A 15,177-nucleotide genomic window follows, 5' to 3' on the forward strand; every position below is an offset into this window, starting at 1 on the left:
CTGGCAATAGAAAAGGGGCCCCGGCGTGTGTCCGGGGCCCCTTTCGCGATGTTCAGAGGCGGGGGGCGCTTAGTGCGCGTGGCCCTTGTCCCAGTCTTCCTGCTTCGGCAGCTGCTCGAACGTGTGCTCGGGCGGGGGCGAGGGCAGGGTCCATTCCAGGGTATCCGCATATTCGTTCCAGGGGTTCGCTGCGGTCTCTTTCTTACCTTTCAGCAGCGCGTAGATCACGATGCCGAAGAACAGCAGGAACGAGCTGAACGAGATCATCGCACCGATCGAGCTGATCTTGTTCCAGTAAGCGAATGCTTCGGGGTAGTCGATGTAGCGACGGGGCATCCCCTGACGGCCCAAGAAGTGCTGCGGGAAGAAGGTCAGGTTCACGCCGATGAAGAACAGCCAGAAGTGAATCTTACCGAAGAATTCCGAGTACTGACGGCCCGTCATCTTGCTGAAGTAGAAGTAGATCCCAGCAAAAATCGTGAACGCGGCCCCCATCGACATGGTGTAGTGGAAGTGCGCCACAACGTAGTAGGTGTCGTGATAGGCACGGTCCACGCCCGCCTGGCTCAGCACGATGCCGGTCACACCACCGATGGTGAACAGGATCAGGAAGCCGAAGGCGAACAGCATCGGGGTTTTGAACTCGATCGAGCCGCCCCACAGCGTTGCAATCCAGCTAAAGATCTTCACGCCCGTCGGCACCGCGATAACCATCGTGGCCAGCATGAAGTAGCTTTGCTGAGTCAGCGACATCCCCACGGTGTACATGTGGTGCGCCCACACGACAAAGCCCAGGGCCCCAATGGCGACCAGCGCCCAGACCATCGGCAGGTAGCCGAAGACGGGCTTGCGCGCGAAGGTGGCGAACACGTGGCTGACCAGGCCGAAACCGGGCAGGATCACGATGTACACTTCGGGGTGGCCAAAGAACCACAGGATGTGCTGGTACAGGATCGGGTCGCCGCCACCGCTTGGGTCAAAGAAGGTGGTGCCGAAATTCCGGTCGGTCAGCAGCATGGTGATGGCGCCGGCCAGAACGGGCAGCGACAGCAGGATCAGCCACGAGGTGACAAAGATCGACCAGGCGAACAGCGGAACCTTGAACAGGGTCATGCCGGGGGCACGCATGTTCAGGAAGGTGGTGATCATGTTGATCGCACCCAGGATCGAGGACGCACCCGAAACGTGCACCGCGAAAATCGCCAGGTCCATGGACATGCCGCCTTCGAGGGTGGACAGCGGCGGGTACAGAACCCAGCCCACGCCCGAGCCCAGCTGACCGTTGCCACCGGGGCTGAGCAGCGAGGCCACACCCAGCGCGGTGCCGCAGAAATACAGCCAGAAGGACAGGTTGTTCATGCGCGGGAACGCCATGTCCGGCGCGCCGATCTGCAACGGCATGAAGTAGTTGCCGAAACCGCCGAACAGGGCGGGAATCACGACGAAGAACATCATCAGAACGCCGTGATAGGTGATCATCACGTTCCACAGATGCCCGTTGGGGGTACATTCGCCCGCGGCGGCAGCAATGAAGCGCGCGCCTTCCAGACACATGTACTGAACGCCGGGCTCCATCAGCTCCAGGCGCATGTACACGGTGAAACATACAGAGATCAGGCCGACAAGTGCCGACGTGATCAGATAAAGGATACCGATATCCTTATGGTTGGTAGACATGAACCAGCGGGTGAAGAAGCTGCGCTGGTCTTCGTGTCCGTGGCCATGGATGGCTGCGTCTGCCATACTCTGCCTCCTGTTGGTGTGTTGAAGGCGCAGAGAGACTCTGCGCCCGTGGTCCAATTCCGGTTTTAGAATGCCTGCGGGGGCGCGGCAATTGCTGAATTTGATCTAGGTCAAATAATTTTGTCGCACCCTCTTGAGATTTCCGCGCTCAGACGGGGGAAAGCTGCCCCAAGGGTAATCTGCGGGCGATTTGCGCCATGCCGGCGCGCTTTAACATGTATTTCAGCCATATAAAAACGGCGCAAGAGCAAGCCCCGCGCCGTTCTGATTCCATCTGCCGGGCCGGATTATTCGGTGGCGGCGGCCTCTTCGGCGGGGGCTTCGACAGCCGGACCGACCGAGGCCAGATAGGCCGCGACATCCTCGCCGCCCTTCTTCAGTTTGAAGGACATTTTCGACTTGGCCGCGCCATCGCCGGTGACCTCTTTCAGGTAGGCCTTGGGATCGGCAACATAGGCTGCCAGGGTCTCTTCGTCCCAGGTCAGGCCGCCTTCGCCCGCCGCAACCAGAGAGCTGCCGTATTTGAACCCGTCAACAGTGCCCGCCTGACGGCCAATCACGCCATAAAGGTTGGGGCCGGTTTTGCCGCCCTTCTGGATTTTGGTGCCGTCATCGGCCACAATCATGTGGCAGGATTTGCATTTCTTATACAGCTTTTCACCGGCTTCGGCGTCGCCTGCAACAGCAGGAGCGGCCAGGGCCATCAGAGCAGCGGAAGCGATCAGGAGGTTTTTCATGGGCTTGCCTCTAGTTGTGTTGGGTAGCGCGTTGGTGCTTATAGATACTGCACTGCATCACGCTGACAACGGGTGTCATACGGCAGAATTGTCGCAGTGCAGATAAAAACATGTGATTGTCCCTGTTTTTCGGCGTTTTGCCACCGAGGGGGCTTTCGATTTGCGGTTTGCCGATGTAGGCGGCTGTGACTGTAACAAACCGATCAGGAGGACGCTATGACGACCAAGGTATTCATTGACGGCGAAGCTGGCACGACCGGCCTGCAAATCCGTGACCGCCTGATCCTGCGAGACGATATTCAGCTGATCCAGATCGACCCGGCCCTGCGCAAGGACGATGCCGCCCGGTATGACGCCTTTGCCGCGGCCGACGTGGCGATCCTGTGCCTGCCCGACGAGGCCGCGCGGGCTGCGGTGGCCCTGTCCGCCGATCTGGATGTGCGGATCATCGACGCCAGCACAGCGCATCGGGTGCACCCCGATTGGGCCTATGGTCTGCCCGAGCTGTCGGCCGCGCAGGCGCAGCGGATCAGAACCGCGCGTTATGTGGCCAATCCGGGCTGCTATTCCACGGGGGCGATTGCGCTGCTGGCTCCGCTGGTGGCGGCGGGGCTGGTGCCGGCGGATGCGCCGATCTCGATCAACGCGGTCAGCGGCTATACCGGCGGAGGCAAAGCCCTGATCGCGGAATATGACGCGGGCACGGCCCCGGCGCATTTCGTCTATGCCACCGGGCTGCAACACAAGCACCTGCCCGAGATCGTGGAATATGCCGGTCTGTCCGAGGCGCCGATCTTTGTGCCTGCCGTTGGCGATTTCGCCCAAGGCATGGCGGTGCAGATCCCGCTGCATCTGGGCGCGCTGGGAACGGGGGCGACAATGCAAAGCCTGCATGACGCTCTGAGCGCGCATTACGGGGCAGGGGGCAATATCCGCGTTCTGCCGCTGGACGCTCAGGACAGCCGGATCGTACCCTCTGCGCTGAACGATACCAATTTCCTGGATATTAGCGTGCGCGGGGATGCCGGCAGCGGCCGTGTGGTGCTGATCGCGGTGCTGGATAACCTGGGCAAGGGCGCCTCGGGGGCCGCCGTGCAGAACCTGGATCTGATGATCGGCGCCTGAACCGCGATGACATGACCTGAAACGCCGCCCGCTTGAGGCGGCGTTTTTATTCAGGCTTCATTCCGGATTTATTCCGCGCCAAACACCGCCTCGAACGAGGCCCGGAGCACCACGTCCAGATCGGTCATGCTGACGGGCAGGCCCAGATCGACCAGGCTGGTGACGCCATGTTCGGTGATCCCGCAGGGGACGATGCCGGTGAAATGCTCCAGGTCCGGTTCGACGTTGATCGAGATCCCGTGGAAGCTGACCCATTTGCGCAGGCGGATGCCGATGGCGGCGATCTTGTCCTCTTGCGGCTGCCCGTTGATGCCTAGCGGTTTGTCATTGCGAGAGACCCAGACACCGACGCGGCCTTCGCGGATCTCGCCACGGACGTTGAACTGGTCCAGCGTGGCGATCACCCATTCTTCCAGCTTTTGCACGAATTTGCGGACGTCGCGGCCGCGCTTGTTCAGGTCCAGCATCACATAGGCCACGCGCTGGCCCGGCCCGTGATAGGTATATTGCCCGCCGCGTTTGGACGGGTAGACGGGAAAGCGGTCAGGATCGGTCAGGTCGGCGGGCCTGGCCGAGGTGCCAGCGGTATAGAGCGGCGGATGCTCGACCAGCCAGATACATTCGTCGGCCTCGCCCGCGGCGATCCGGGCGGCGCGGTCCTCCATGAAGGTGACGGCTGTCTCATAGTCGGTCAGCCCCTCTGACGTGATCCACTCTACCATTGGAAAACCTGCCTTTGCGCCCGCAATCGGGGGTGGTTTGGGTCGTTTTTTTGTCGCCCAACGCCCAGTCCTGGGCTAACCTGATTCCATTCTTTCACAGTTATAGGGAGCGGGACGGATGTTTTCCAAGTCGCTAAAGACAACTTTGGCAGCCTCGCTGATTGCAACGTCGATGACGGCACCGGCATTTGCGGACAATCTGGGGGCGGCCATCATGGGCGGGATCATCGGCGGCGCGCTGATGAACGAGGCCAACAAGAACAAGAGCAAAAAGAAATACTATTCCGGCAATACGGTCGCGCGTCAGCAGAACCGCGAGGCGCAGACCGCGCTGAACTATTTCGGCTTTCCGGCGGGGACGGCGGACGGGGTGATGGGCTCGCGTTCACGCGCGGCGGTGTCGCAATATCAGGTGTTCATGGGCTATCCGGGCACCGGACGCCTGACGCAATATGAACGCGATTTCCTGGTGTCTTCGTATCAGCGGGCGCAGATTGGCGGCCCGCAGGTCATCAAGGCGATGCAGGGCCCGCAGGGCGTGCGCGGCCTGCTGACCACCTGGCGGGACGAGGCTCAGGGCACCCGGACGGCCTATTCCGGCGGCTATGGCGGCGTGCCGATCGAGGTCAGCCAGGCCATTGACGAGATCGCCTCCAGCACCGAACCCAGCGCCGAGCAACTGATGCAACGGTCGGGTTTCATGCAACTGGCCGATCTGAATAATGACGGCAAGAACGATTATATTCTGGATACCTCGGTGTCGGGCAGCTCGTTCTGGTGCGGGGCCTCGCATTGTACGGTGATGGTGTTCGCCTCGGCGCCGCAGGGCTATCGGCGGATTGATTTTCAGGCGCGCGGCGTGACCCCGGCCAGCTTTAGCTGCCATCTGACCACCTGTTCGCTGAATGACGCGCAGCACAATCCGCCGAAACCTGTGGCGGCCTCGCCGGCCTATCCGCAGCAGGCCCCCAGCGCGCCGCAGACGATCATGACCTCGGGGCAGACGCAGGCGCCGGCCCAGCCGCTGGGCGGTATTCAGCCGTTCACCATGGCCGGGACAGAGCCGCAGCAGCCCTCGCTGGCCAGCCATTGCAGCAAGGTCAGCCTGCTGACCAACTCGAATGGCGGGTTCATGACCGTTTCCAGCATCACCGACCCCGATCTGGCCCTGTCCGAGCAATTCTGCCTGACCCGCACCTATGCCATCGGCACCGGAGAAAGCATGGTCAGCAAGGTCCAGGGCGCCAGCCAGGCCCAGATTGACGCGCAATGCGACGCCTTCGGCCCGGCGTTGCAGCCCTATGTCGATAGCCTGGGCACCAAGGACGCGCTGGCCGTGAAGGGGGATGTGCAGAAATTCGTTCTGGGCTCGAACATGTCCATTGGGCAATTGGCCAGCACCGCCAAGATCTGCCTCTATTCGGGCTATCGCCGGGATAAGCTGGATGTGGCGCTGGGGTCGGCGCTGCTGATGGTGGGGATCGGTCAGACGCCCTATGCCGAGCTGGTCGGCCACCATCTGTCGCAAGGCTTTGGTGCCCCGCGATCGGCCGCGCAGGCCCAGGGGTGGTACGATATGGCGCTGCAAGCACTTGAGGGCGGAACCGAGCCGGTCTTTGCTCCTGGTCAACCCGAACGTATGGGCGTGATCAAGGCCGCCTCGGCTGCGCTGAATGGTGGGGGCTTGCCTCAGGCCAGCCCGGCTGCCGCCCTGCCGACCTTCAAGATGGAATAAGTCGCGGAACTGACGCCAAGAAGGGCCGGGTTTTTCCCGGCCCTTTTTGCTGCGCCGGGCAATGTGGGAACCGGGCAGGGCAGAGGTGAATTTGCCTCTTCACATCCGCCCCGCGCTCGTCTATACGCCCCCCAACTACCAGATCACGTGCGGCCGTGGCGGAATTGGTAGACGCGCAGCGTTGAGGTCGCTGTTCCTTAACCGGAGTGGAAGTTCGAGTCTTCTCGGCCGCACCATTTCACATTTTGATGTGAAATACGCTAAAAAATCAAAGATTACAGGCGCTTGTGGGGTTCGGTAACCGTTTTGGCGGTCATACGCCAATGGGGCTTGGAAAGCCGTTTTCAGGATGGTTTTCCGCACTTCTAACGATCCAGTTTCATAGATATTCCAAGGGTTTGAGAGAAAACCTCTCAACAGTTCGATAATTTCGGACAGTGTGCTCTTTGTGCTGGCGTCTGATTTCAGTCTTTGCTTGGCCTGTAACCCGCATAGATCGCGCGGTTGAGCATGTCCGCCACCTTCTGTTGACGAATGGGCCATTGAGCGGGTCTTTAGGAAACTCGGGCTGGGTTTCCAAGAAACGCTTGGACGGTCCTTCATAGTTATTGGGACCCATATAGAAGTCCATGACGTTGGCCGCAGCATACGCCTTTTGGTCCGCACAAGCGGGCGCTGAATTACCTTTCATTTGGTATCGTGTTCCTTCGATATTGGACCATTGCGGCTTGCTTCGTTGAGCCTTTGCCGGTATTGTCCGGGTGTTGATTTTACTTGGCCCGCCTGTTTGCTTCCTTCGCAAACACATCGTTGGTAGCGATGAGTGCGGGCCATACCTTTTCTTATAAGCTCATATTTGGCACCTGTCGAATCAATCGGGCCAATTTTTGGGGTTGTGCCCTTATGTCAGACCTCAGCTAACGGCAAGAAAAAGTTTAGCGTCACGGGAATTTTGGGAAAATTTCCCAATAGAGGCCAATTTTAGGGCCATTTCGCAAGGCAAAACCCTCACTTTCAGAACGCTTTTCTTATTTTTAGCGTCCCGACGCTCAATAGACCAAGAATTCCACATCCAGCGCCTGTGCCGCCCACTGTTCAGCGTATTGGTCGCGCACCCTAACGGGCGCTGGCCGCATCGCATCATTGATTGCTGCGTCGGCATCAAAATCTTTGCCCAGCACTCGCGCAATGCGTTCAATGACCGCCCGCAGTTCAGCTTCGTCCTGCACCACATCGAAGGTATCGGCTTCGTAACTGATCAGGTCCAGCGGAAACGTCTCAAGACCCCGAAACGGTGACCCGTTGCCGAAACAAAGTTTGCCTTCTTTGTCGAGAACCACGGTTGGTGGACAGTGCCCGCTATCAAGCCGAGTTTTGCGATTGGACTGACGTCCAACAGGACCTTTGCGTGTCATTTCAGAAAATCCTCATTCGCACGCCGGTTGCGGCGGCGTTGTTCGCGTAGCTTGAGACATTGGACGCATTCTGAACCGCGCCGCCCGCCACGCAGCTTTCGCACCGAGTACGCACCGCAATGCGGGCAACGCTCGCCAGTGAAGGCAAAACGCAACCCGCTGACGCGGGCTTCACCAACGCTGACAATACGGCGAACATGCCGCCCGTCGCTGTAATAGTCGGCTGCGCTGTCATAGTGCTCAGCGAACAGATGGGCCGCGTCAGCGGCGCTAACTGGCCCGGTTGGCAAATTGGCAGACGAACATTCGTCCGTCAGGATGGATGCGGGCACGGCGAAGGGGAGGTTATTTTTCATTGAAGACCTCATTGCCCCCGAAGGAACTATGAGCATCGAGGATTGCACCCAATTTCTGCGCTGCCATCAACAACAGCCCGTCATTGTCAGCGGGCTTCACGGGGGCTTTCTGCGTTGCGTTTGGATCGCCGGGCGGAAGAGCTTCCATGTGCTTGCTCAAAGAATCCAGAGCGCTTGAAAGCGTCGTACAAACGGATTCGACGGCACGCAAACGGGCGTCGATCACCCGACTATCCGCGTTTTCCAGTGCCGCCACACCCGCTTTAAGTTCAGCCAGACTTGTTGTTGCTACAAATACCAAGCTTTCAATAGGCGTGCTCATTTCGAATACTCCAAAATTTGGCGCGCCATTGCTTCAACGTCACTGTCATCGACTGTCTGCGTTGCGCCCGGATTTTCGACGCGACGCGCAATGCGATTTTGTCGCGACACATGCCGTACCAGCCCCTGTTTGATGGTATTCGCGAGTTTGAGAGCGTTGTGGGCGGTCGCCAATTCTGCCGCCCGGCGCAAATGGACGCTGATTTCATCCATCAGATTCAGAAGCGCTTGGGGTTCTGTGCTGACTTCTACCGGAGCCGCTGCACCCCCTTTCTGTTTAGCCAGAAAAGAACGCCTAGAGGCCGTACGCTTGGCAGCGCGGCTGGATTGTACGCGCGCGGCGGGTGACCGCTCAGGGCGCGGGCCGGGGCGGGACTCAATCCAAGCATCCTGATAAGACAAGCCCTCGACTGCCACCAGCCGCGCAAACATTTCATCGTCTTCCCGCGCCAACGGGATTGATCCGTCTTCAAATGCGCTCATCATTGATCACCTGAATGATGTGTCCCCGCTCTTCGCTCGTGACATAAGAGTAATCGCCGCCGGGGCCGGTCCAGAGCCAGCCACCGCGCGGGGCCGGTTCAAACATGGAGCGCGGGTCCGCGCCGTACCGGCGCAACTCGGCAAGAATGCGTTCAGTCAAACCGGTCATCACACCACCTCGCGCGCAGCGGGTCGCGCCAGTTCGCGCAGTTTCGTTTCATGCAGCGCCCCGAAATGGCGACTGTGCCGATAGAGGAAGGCAACGGCGGCATCAATCGGATAGCCGCGCTCCTGCCATGCAGACCGGCGCGACCGAACGGACTCCGTGGGTGCTTGCGGCCTGCCTGCAACGCGCAGGAACTTGGAAAAGCTAGGTGCGTCCACACCCATCACTTCGGCCATATCGCCGTTTGAGACGTACAGAGTCACAGGCCCAGTTCCCGTACGCGCGCCATTTTCATCGCCGCCAGGAGGCGTTCCAGTTCTTGGAGCGCGGCGGCTTTCTCTGCCGGGCTGAGGGGCTGACGCTTGGTTTCGCCGGGGCCGGGAAGGCGCTGGCCCAGTTCGCGGGCACGTGCCATGCGCTCACCGGGTGACAATTTGGAAAGCTCAGTTTCCAGCGCTTCAACGGCTTGGGCGTGACGGTCATTCTTCGCGTCTGCTACGGCTTCCATCACGGCGCGCTCTTCGGCAGCCCTTTGGAAGGATTCCAGCCCATGGGCCTCAGCTTCCGCGAACCAATCGCCAACAGGTTCGTTTTCATTCAGCATGACCTGCAAGCGAGCGGACGGCAGGCTATATGCCTCGTCAACGCTCATCCGAATGCCTTGCCGCGCGGCCTGCGCGATGACGTTTGCAGCGGCTTCCTGAGCACGCGATTTCATTACTTGGTTGTTTTCGTCGTCAATCAGTTTCTTGAACGACGACAGGTTGTCGATTGCCATTTTCGTGTTTCCGATGTGTGAGGAAAATTTTCTCTTGACACATCATATACCACAAAAGCGAATCGCTGACAAATGTGGGCGGTCGCGCTCGGTTGCAGTCAGTATTGATGAGTGTAATTTCCCGTCATGCTAAACAAGTAAGTAAAATCAGATACTTAGTTGAAGTTGGGCTTGACTGAACCGACGCAGATGTTCTATCTAGCAGTCACCGAAACGAAACCGCGCGGCGTTGCGCACAGGAGAGGGACCGTAGGTATGGGAATGTAGACGTGAATACGCTTTGGATGTTGATGGGGCAGTATGAGGGTCAGCCGGTTATTCCCGTAGATGTGGTCGCGCGCGATCATTTTGGTTTGGATCGGCGGGTTTTTCTTCGCAAGGTGGATGATGGGAGCATTGCGCTGCCGGTGATGCGAATGGAAGAGAGCCAAAAGAGTGCCAAGGGCGTACATGTGCATGACCTTGCTGAATACATCGACCGGCGGCGGGCTGACGCCCGCCGAGAATTCGAACAGCTACACCACTAAGTGACCATGCCCAGCCACTTCCACCCTTCGAATTTGTCCCCGATCTGCCGAACGTGCGTATAGCGGTCTAGACTTGCCATTGATCGGTGTCCCGTCACAGCCATTAGTTGCGGAACCGTCCGCCCAATTTCGGCCAAACGGCTTGCCCCCTCATGGCGCAGATCATGAAAATGTAGGTCTTCGATGCCCAGAACCGCGCAAGCTTCGGTGAAGCGGCGGCTAACCGTGTCGCTATTGAAGGGGAAGATGCGATCTTTCTTGCGAGGCATTGCGGCTATGATTGAAGCGCACGGGTCTGGCAGTTCCACCACGGTGTCTCTGCCACCCTTGTCGCCGGGATTTTTCATTTTCCGCACCATGACACGCTTGGCGTCGGGGTCATATTCCTCCCAAGTTATCCGACATATCTCCGCCTGACGGCGGGTGCTGAAAATCGCGAAAGCAACGATCCGATGCATGGGAATACAACGCGGATCGTGTTCGGAGGCTCGGACAAAGTGCGCCATGATATTGTCCAGTTCGGAAAGGGTAGGGCGGCGGTCACGCTCTTCGGAGCGCTTTGCAATGCCAGCGTGCTTGATGGCAATCATGGCGTCTTCCATGGCCTGCCGGTCCAGTTGGAAGCCCCAAAGTGCTGGGGCATGTGTGAAGACGGCTGAAAGGTGCGACAAGTAGTTCATTACCGTCGCTGGTGAGCTAACACCGGGGCGCTGGTGAAGTTCACGGGCAAACGCTACTATGTCTGGTGCTGTGATCCTATCGCATCGCATGTTTGCAATAGAATACTCGTTACGGATAGTCCGCAGAACCTGCGCCTTTGTTCCGCCGATCTCATGCATGGACTCGTCCACATACTTGTCTATGGCATCGCCAAGGGTGACGCGCATTTCGCTGCGCTTCTTGGGTGTGCGACCAGCAGCAATCTCCGCGTCTATTTCGCCTTCACGTTTCTTCGCCCATGCTTCGGCGGTCTTGCGTTTGTCAAAGGTCTTCGATTCCTGATATGCAGGGTTTCGTCGCACAATCTGCGCCGTCACGCTGGTTTTGCCGCTCTTCAATGTTCGTTCTCTGAAAGTGGCCATTCTGGTATGACTCCTAATAATCTCGTATGACTCTGAGTCATACTATATGTCGAAACGGGCCGGAATAGGGCAAAATCATACGGAAACGTGCTGGTTGAAAATATGGTGAAAACAACAGAAAAGCCAATAAAACAAGGCGTATCACGCGCTGCACGTTTATCTGTAGCTCCCATGATGGACTGGACAGATCGGCATTGCCGGTATCTGCATCGGCTGCTGTCGCATGAAGCGCTGCTTTATACGGAAATGGTGACGTCTCCGGCGTTGGTGCGTGGGGGGGCGATGCATTTGCTGGATTATTCGCCGCAGGAACATCCCGTGGCGTTGCAGCTGGGGGGCTCGGATCCGGCCGAGCTGGCCAAGGCCGCCAGGTTCGGGGCGGATGTGGGATACGATGAGATCAACCTGAATGTCGGCTGCCCCTCGGATCGGGTGCAATCGGGCACGTTTGGTGCGGTTCTGATGCGCCAGCCCGATCTGGTGGCCGATTGTGTGAAGGCCATGCAGGATGCGGTGGAGGCTGAGGTAACGGTGAAATGCCGCATCGGCGTGGACGATCAAGACCCCGCGCAGGTGCTGCCCGATTTTCTGGAAACCGTCAGCGCGGCGGGGTGCCGCCGGTTCACCATCCACGCGCGCAAGGCCTGGCTACAAGGGCTGAGCCCCAAGGAAAACCGCGATATTCCGCCGCTGGATTATCCTCTGGTGCTGCGGATGAAGGAACAGTTTCCGCATCTTCACCTGTCGATCAACGGGGGCATTACCTCGCTGGAGCAGGCGCAAGAGTTCCTGTCCGCCGGTCTGGATGGGGTCATGATCGGGCGGGCGGCCTATCATCAGCCCGCCGATATTCTGTGCCGGGCCGATCCGCTGATCTATGGGACGGGGCAGGCCAGCGATCCGGTGCGGGCGGTGCAGCAGATGCTGCCCTATATCGAAACGCACCTGTCGGGGGGCGGCAAACTGGGGCAGGTGACGCGTCATATGCTGGGGCTTTTTGCGGGGCGTCCGGGGGCGCGGCACTGGCGGCGCATTCTGTCCGAAGGCGCGCACAGGCCCGGCGCGGGCCCCGAGCTGGTGCAGCAGGCGCTGGCGCAGATTCCCAAGGCTGCGTAATTAGGGCTGCGTGATTTTTCTGTCGCCTTTGGCCGCGACGGGGCTATGTAGGCGCGGGTGAGACTCGAAGGAGAGCGGCAATGGATCTGTCCCTGCTGGCGATGATGGTGGTGATGCTGATGGTGATCGGCGCCTTTGCGGGGGTGCTGGCCGGGCTGCTGGGTGTGGGCGGAGGCATCGTTCTGGTGCCCGCGTTTTTCTATGCGTTTCAGACGCTTGGCTATGATGGTCCGCAGCTGATGCAGATCTGTCTGGCGACCTCTTTGGCGACGATCATCGTCACCTCCGTCCGCTCGGTTCTGAGCCATCACAAAAAGGGCGCGGTGGATTGGGACATCCTGAAGACCTGGGCGCCGGGCATTGCCGTGGGGGCCGTGCTGGGGATGCTGACCGTGGCCTCTTTGCGGTCTTCGACATTGCAGGGGATTTTCGGTGTTCTGGCCTTTGCGATCGGGATGTACATGGGATTTGGCCGGTCTGAATGGCGGCTGGGGCAGGCGATGCCCAAGGGGGTGCTGCGGCTGATCCTGTCCCCCGCCGTGGGGTTTTTATCTGTGCTGATGGGGATCGGAGGCGGCAGTTTCGGCGTGCCTTTGATGAGCCTTTATAACACGCCCATTCACCGGGCGGTGGCGACGGCGGCCGGGTTTGGTGTGATCATCGCCGTGCCCTCGGTGATCGGGTTTCTGACGCTTGCGATTGATCCGGCGCATCGGCCGCCGCTGACTGTTGGCGCGGTGAACCTGCCAGCCTTCGGAGTGGTCATCGCGATGACGCTGATCACCGCGCCGCTGGGGGTGAAACTGGCCCATGCGATGGATCCAAAGCCGCTCAAACGTGTGTTTGCCGTGTTCCTGACGCTGGTGGCGCTGAACATGCTGCGCAAGGCGCTGGGATATTAATCGGCAGACCGGGCGCGGGCGGCGCGGCCCCCACGGCGTTTTTTCAGACGGTCCGCGCGGCTGGGCAGCTCGGCCATCAGGGCGCTGCGCTGATCGTCCGTCATTTTGGACCACTGCGTGATCTCATCAATCGAGCGCAGGCAGCCGGTGCAGATGCGCTCGGCCGGGTGAATGACGCAGATATTCACGCAAGGCGATTGGATTTCCGCGCGTTTCCAGACGTCTTTGCTCATGTTGCGGCCCCCATGTGGCGTAGCCGGTCCAGCGCGCCTTGCAGGATATACGAGGCGGCGACATTGTCGATCAGATCGGCGCGGCGCTTGCGCGAGGTATCGGCCTCCAGTAGGGCGCGTTCGGCGGCGACGGTGGACAGGCGTTCATCCCAGAACCCGATGGGCAGCTCTGTCAGCCCGGCCAGATTGCGGGCAAAGGCGCGGGTGGACTGGCAGCGCGGCCCCTCAGAGCCGTCCATGTTGCGCGGCAGGCCCAGCAGGATCCCCGTCACCTGACGCGCCTGTGCGATCTCCAGCAGGCGGGCGGCGTCCAGGCCGAATTTTTTGCGTTTGACGGTTTCCATCGGGGTGGCGACCCCGCGCAGCACGTCTGAAATCGCCACGCCGATGGTTTTCGTGCCCAGATCCAGCCCCATCAGCGCGCCATCGCGGGGCAGGGCGGCGGCATAGGCGTCAAACTCGTCCAGCACCATTACAGCAGCCCTGCGCGCTGTGCGCCGGCGCGGATCGTGGCCAGATCCTCGGGGCGATCGGCAAAGACCTCTTTGGCCTCGTTCCAGATGGCGCGGGCGCGGTCGGTTTCGCCCAGCACCCCATAGGCCGAGATCAGCCGGGACCATTCGGCGGGGGTGCCGCCCTCGGTGGCCAGCCGGTCCGAGAGTTGCGAGACCATGCCGCGGATCATGTCCTGCTGCTCTTCCGGGGTCATGTCCTGCGCGGCCTCAATGTCCTCTTTCGAAGGACCAGAGAGCCCACCGGCCATCGGGCCTGCGGGGGCCAGCGGCGGCAGGGTATATTCCACGCCCGCGCGCGCGGCGACCTCCATGATCTGGGCGCGGATCGGGGCGATCCAGGGCGCATCGGCGGGGCCCTCGCGCAGAAGGGCGCTCCAGGTGCGGAAGGCCTGATCGGGGCGGCCCGTCTGAATCAGCATCATCCCCATGTAATAGCGCGCCGGAGCGTTGCGTGGCTCTTGTTCCAGGGCGGACAGCAGGGCGTTTTCGGCCTGGGGCGAGACATAGCCATTGGTGGCCAGAATCAGCATGTCGGCGTAATCCAGATAGTCCTGCGCTTGCGCGTTTTCGCCCTTTAGTTCCAGCACTTTGGCCTTGGCTTCGTAGGCGGCCTTGAAATTGCCCAGGGCGGCCTCGTTGCGGGCCAGCAGCATGTAGCCTTGCAATTCCTCGGGGCGTTGGGCCACGGCCGCGCGCAGCTTTTCGACCAGCGCCACATATTCCGGGCTGGGATCGCCCATCAGATTACCCGGAGGCATCCGCGCCTCCATCTCGGCCTGGCTGGGGCGGTTGGCGTGGCGTTGCTTGGCGGCCTCGATGCGGGTTTTCAGGCCCAGATCGCCGTAACCCGGCACCCCAAGGTTCAGATACAGCCCGACCGAGCCAGCCACCAGCGCCATCCCCAGCACCACGGCCAGAAGCCGCCCGGCCCCCTGCGGCTGCCCGCCGGTATCGCCACCCGCCTGTACCTGCGCGTCGGCGGCCAGGATACGGCGGCTGATCTCGGCCTTGGTGCGCTCGGCATCCTCGGCGTTGATCACGCCGCGGGCCAGATCCTTCTCGACCTCTTTGAGCTGATCGCGGTAGACGCGCAAATCATAGGCGGCGGGCGGTTCGTCCCCCGCGCGGCTCATGACAAGAGCGCGCGCCAGCAAAACGGCCACGATGAATGCGATAACGCCGGTGATGATCCAAAACAGCATGAGGCCTCCAATCGGTTCG

19 protein-coding genes and 1 tRNA gene are annotated in these 15,177 nt (G+C 60.4%); 6 read left to right on the plus strand and 14 right to left on the minus strand.

The genetic code is table 11. From position 1 onward, the window contains the following. Positions 1-69: 69 nt before the first annotated feature. Positions 70-1,743 (minus strand): cytochrome c oxidase subunit I, encoded by a 1,674-nt coding sequence (gene ctaD / locus ACP15O_RS03110; RefSeq protein ID WP_425094576.1) that lies wholly within the window; start codon positions 1,741-1,743, stop codon positions 70-72. Positions 1,744-2,030: 287 nt separating this feature from the next. Further along, positions 2,031-2,480 carry a c-type cytochrome gene (locus ACP15O_RS03115; protein WP_425094577.1) on the minus strand — a complete coding sequence of 150 codons (450 nt, stop codon included), beginning with the start codon at positions 2,478-2,480 and terminating at the stop codon, positions 2,031-2,033. 216 nt (positions 2,481-2,696) lie between these two features. On the opposite strand from ACP15O_RS03115, the gene argC reads away from it, so the two are divergent. Then, a complete protein-coding gene (gene argC / locus ACP15O_RS03120; protein WP_425094578.1) occupies positions 2,697-3,605 on the plus strand; it encodes an N-acetyl-gamma-glutamyl-phosphate reductase in 909 nt (302 codons plus the stop codon). A 68-nt stretch (positions 3,606-3,673) separates the two neighbouring features. Here the strand turns inward: argC and lipB are convergent, their stop codons facing one another. Continuing rightward, positions 3,674-4,327, minus strand: a complete 654-nt coding sequence (lipB, locus tag ACP15O_RS03125; RefSeq protein ID WP_425094579.1) for a lipoyl(octanoyl) transferase LipB — start codon at positions 4,325-4,327, stop codon at positions 3,674-3,676. A 118-nt stretch (positions 4,328-4,445) separates the two neighbouring features. On the opposite strand from lipB, the gene ACP15O_RS03130 reads away from it, so the two are divergent. Both ACP15O_RS03130 and ACP15O_RS03135 read left to right on the plus strand, forming a co-directional pair. After that, positions 4,446-6,062 (plus strand): peptidoglycan-binding domain-containing protein, encoded by a 1,617-nt coding sequence (locus tag ACP15O_RS03130; protein WP_425094580.1) that lies wholly within the window; start codon positions 4,446-4,448, stop codon positions 6,060-6,062. Positions 6,063-6,211: 149 nt separating this feature from the next. Then, positions 6,212-6,298 (plus strand) — tRNA-Leu (locus ACP15O_RS03135). A gap of 813 nt (positions 6,299-7,111) precedes the next feature. Here ACP15O_RS03135 and ACP15O_RS03140 read toward each other — a convergent pair. The 7 genes from ACP15O_RS03140 to ACP15O_RS03170 are packed head-to-tail and all read right to left on the minus strand — an operon-like array spanning position 7,112 to position 9,581. Continuing rightward, on the minus strand, positions 7,112-7,477 hold the full coding sequence (locus ACP15O_RS03140) for a hypothetical protein (RefSeq protein WP_425094581.1): 366 nt from the start codon (positions 7,475-7,477) through the stop codon (positions 7,112-7,114). Further along, positions 7,474-7,833, minus strand: coding sequence for a hypothetical protein (locus tag ACP15O_RS03145; RefSeq protein WP_425094582.1), 360 nt, complete (start codon positions 7,831-7,833; stop codon positions 7,474-7,476). Before ACP15O_RS03145 ends, ACP15O_RS03140 begins: the two co-directional genes overlap by 4 nt. Then, positions 7,823-8,155, minus strand: coding sequence for a hypothetical protein (locus tag ACP15O_RS03150; RefSeq protein ID WP_425094583.1), 333 nt, complete (start codon positions 8,153-8,155; stop codon positions 7,823-7,825). The genes ACP15O_RS03145 and ACP15O_RS03150 overlap by 11 nt, the downstream gene beginning before the upstream one ends. Further along, complete coding sequence (locus ACP15O_RS03155; RefSeq protein ID WP_425094584.1) at positions 8,152-8,637, minus strand: hypothetical protein; 486 nt, start codon at positions 8,635-8,637, stop codon at positions 8,152-8,154. The genes ACP15O_RS03150 and ACP15O_RS03155 overlap by 4 nt, the downstream gene beginning before the upstream one ends. Then, positions 8,624-8,806 carry a hypothetical protein gene (locus ACP15O_RS03160; protein WP_425094585.1) on the minus strand — a complete coding sequence of 61 codons (183 nt, stop codon included), beginning with the start codon at positions 8,804-8,806 and terminating at the stop codon, positions 8,624-8,626. The genes ACP15O_RS03155 and ACP15O_RS03160 overlap by 14 nt, the downstream gene beginning before the upstream one ends. After that, positions 8,806-9,039 (minus strand): hypothetical protein, encoded by a 234-nt coding sequence (locus tag ACP15O_RS03165; protein ID WP_425094586.1) that lies wholly within the window; start codon positions 9,037-9,039, stop codon positions 8,806-8,808. The genes ACP15O_RS03160 and ACP15O_RS03165 overlap by 1 nt, the downstream gene beginning before the upstream one ends. Before the next feature lie 23 nt (positions 9,040-9,062). Next, positions 9,063-9,581 carry a hypothetical protein gene (locus tag ACP15O_RS03170; protein ID WP_425094587.1) on the minus strand — a complete coding sequence of 173 codons (519 nt, stop codon included), beginning with the start codon at positions 9,579-9,581 and terminating at the stop codon, positions 9,063-9,065. A 269-nt stretch (positions 9,582-9,850) separates the two neighbouring features. Between ACP15O_RS03170 and ACP15O_RS03175 the strand changes: the two genes are divergently transcribed. Next, a complete protein-coding gene (locus tag ACP15O_RS03175; protein ID WP_425094588.1) occupies positions 9,851-10,108 on the plus strand; it encodes a pyocin activator PrtN family protein in 258 nt (85 codons plus the stop codon). On the opposite strand, the gene ACP15O_RS03180 is transcribed toward ACP15O_RS03175, so the two are convergent. Next, a complete protein-coding gene (locus ACP15O_RS03180; RefSeq protein ID WP_425094589.1) occupies positions 10,105-11,190 on the minus strand; it encodes a tyrosine-type recombinase/integrase in 1,086 nt (361 codons plus the stop codon). The two genes, ACP15O_RS03175 and ACP15O_RS03180, sit on opposite strands and share 4 nt — an antisense overlap. Before the next feature lie 102 nt (positions 11,191-11,292). On the opposite strand from ACP15O_RS03180, the gene dusA reads away from it, so the two are divergent. Beyond that, positions 11,293-12,306 carry a tRNA dihydrouridine(20/20a) synthase DusA gene (dusA, locus tag ACP15O_RS03185; protein WP_425094590.1) on the plus strand — a complete coding sequence of 338 codons (1,014 nt, stop codon included), beginning with the start codon at positions 11,293-11,295 and terminating at the stop codon, positions 12,304-12,306. Positions 12,307-12,386: 80 nt separating this feature from the next. Further along, entirely contained in the window at positions 12,387-13,208 is an 822-nt protein-coding gene (locus ACP15O_RS03190) for a sulfite exporter TauE/SafE family protein (protein WP_425094591.1), read from the plus strand. Here the strand turns inward: ACP15O_RS03190 and ACP15O_RS03195 are convergent. From ACP15O_RS03195 to ccmI, 3 genes are read right to left on the minus strand one after another with little or no spacing between them, the layout of a single operon-like run. Next, positions 13,205-13,441 carry a DUF1289 domain-containing protein gene (locus ACP15O_RS03195; protein ID WP_425094592.1) on the minus strand — a complete coding sequence of 79 codons (237 nt, stop codon included), beginning with the start codon at positions 13,439-13,441 and terminating at the stop codon, positions 13,205-13,207. The two genes, ACP15O_RS03190 and ACP15O_RS03195, sit on opposite strands and share 4 nt — an antisense overlap. Continuing rightward, on the minus strand, positions 13,438-13,914 hold the full coding sequence (ruvX, locus tag ACP15O_RS03200) for a Holliday junction resolvase RuvX (protein ID WP_425094593.1): 477 nt from the start codon (positions 13,912-13,914) through the stop codon (positions 13,438-13,440). Before ruvX ends, ACP15O_RS03195 begins: the two co-directional genes overlap by 4 nt. Further along, the gene (gene ccmI, locus ACP15O_RS03205; protein WP_425094594.1) at positions 13,914-15,158 is read right to left on the minus strand and encodes a c-type cytochrome biogenesis protein CcmI; all 1,245 of its coding nucleotides are present in this window, start codon (positions 15,156-15,158) and stop codon (positions 13,914-13,916) included. The genes ruvX and ccmI overlap by 1 nt, the downstream gene beginning before the upstream one ends. Between the last annotated feature and the right edge of the window lie 19 nt (positions 15,159-15,177).

Source organism: Youngimonas ophiurae (nom. illeg.) (assembly GCF_049803795.1).
Lineage (GTDB): Bacteria > Pseudomonadota > Alphaproteobacteria > Rhodobacterales > Rhodobacteraceae > Thalassobius.

What these genes read in the sequence shown, in the direction of transcription:
- ctaD (WP_425094576.1), bottom strand. Translation starts at nt 1,743, where the DNA reads ATGGCAGACGCAGCCATCCATGGCCACGGACACGAAGACCAGCGCAGC.
- ACP15O_RS03115 (WP_425094577.1), bottom strand. Translation starts at nt 2,480, where the DNA reads ATGAAAAACCTCCTGATCGCTTCCGCTGCTCTGATGGCCCTGGCCGCT.
- argC (WP_425094578.1), top strand. Translation starts at nt 2,697, where the DNA reads ATGACGACCAAGGTATTCATTGACGGCGAAGCTGGCACGACCGGCCTG.
- lipB (WP_425094579.1), bottom strand. Translation starts at nt 4,327, where the DNA reads ATGGTAGAGTGGATCACGTCAGAGGGGCTGACCGACTATGAGACAGCC.
- ACP15O_RS03130 (WP_425094580.1), top strand. Translation starts at nt 4,446, where the DNA reads ATGTTTTCCAAGTCGCTAAAGACAACTTTGGCAGCCTCGCTGATTGCA.
- ACP15O_RS03140 (WP_425094581.1), bottom strand. Translation starts at nt 7,477, where the DNA reads ATGACACGCAAAGGTCCTGTTGGACGTCAGTCCAATCGCAAAACTCGG.
- ACP15O_RS03145 (WP_425094582.1), bottom strand. Translation starts at nt 7,833, where the DNA reads ATGAAAAATAACCTCCCCTTCGCCGTGCCCGCATCCATCCTGACGGAC.
- ACP15O_RS03150 (WP_425094583.1), bottom strand. Translation starts at nt 8,155, where the DNA reads ATGAGCACGCCTATTGAAAGCTTGGTATTTGTAGCAACAACAAGTCTG.
- ACP15O_RS03155 (WP_425094584.1), bottom strand. Translation starts at nt 8,637, where the DNA reads ATGAGCGCATTTGAAGACGGATCAATCCCGTTGGCGCGGGAAGACGAT.
- ACP15O_RS03160 (WP_425094585.1), bottom strand. Translation starts at nt 8,806, where the DNA reads ATGACCGGTTTGACTGAACGCATTCTTGCCGAGTTGCGCCGGTACGGC.
- ACP15O_RS03165 (WP_425094586.1), bottom strand. Translation starts at nt 9,039, where the DNA reads ATGGCCGAAGTGATGGGTGTGGACGCACCTAGCTTTTCCAAGTTCCTG.
- ACP15O_RS03170 (WP_425094587.1), bottom strand. Translation starts at nt 9,581, where the DNA reads ATGGCAATCGACAACCTGTCGTCGTTCAAGAAACTGATTGACGACGAA.
- ACP15O_RS03180 (WP_425094589.1), bottom strand. Translation starts at nt 11,190, where the DNA reads ATGGCCACTTTCAGAGAACGAACATTGAAGAGCGGCAAAACCAGCGTG.
- dusA (WP_425094590.1), top strand. Translation starts at nt 11,293, where the DNA reads ATGGTGAAAACAACAGAAAAGCCAATAAAACAAGGCGTATCACGCGCT.
- ACP15O_RS03190 (WP_425094591.1), top strand. Translation starts at nt 12,387, where the DNA reads ATGGATCTGTCCCTGCTGGCGATGATGGTGGTGATGCTGATGGTGATC.
- ACP15O_RS03195 (WP_425094592.1), bottom strand. Translation starts at nt 13,441, where the DNA reads ATGAGCAAAGACGTCTGGAAACGCGCGGAAATCCAATCGCCTTGCGTG.
- ruvX (WP_425094593.1), bottom strand. Translation starts at nt 13,914, where the DNA reads ATGGTGCTGGACGAGTTTGACGCCTATGCCGCCGCCCTGCCCCGCGAT.
- ccmI (WP_425094594.1), bottom strand. Translation starts at nt 15,158, where the DNA reads ATGCTGTTTTGGATCATCACCGGCGTTATCGCATTCATCGTGGCCGTT.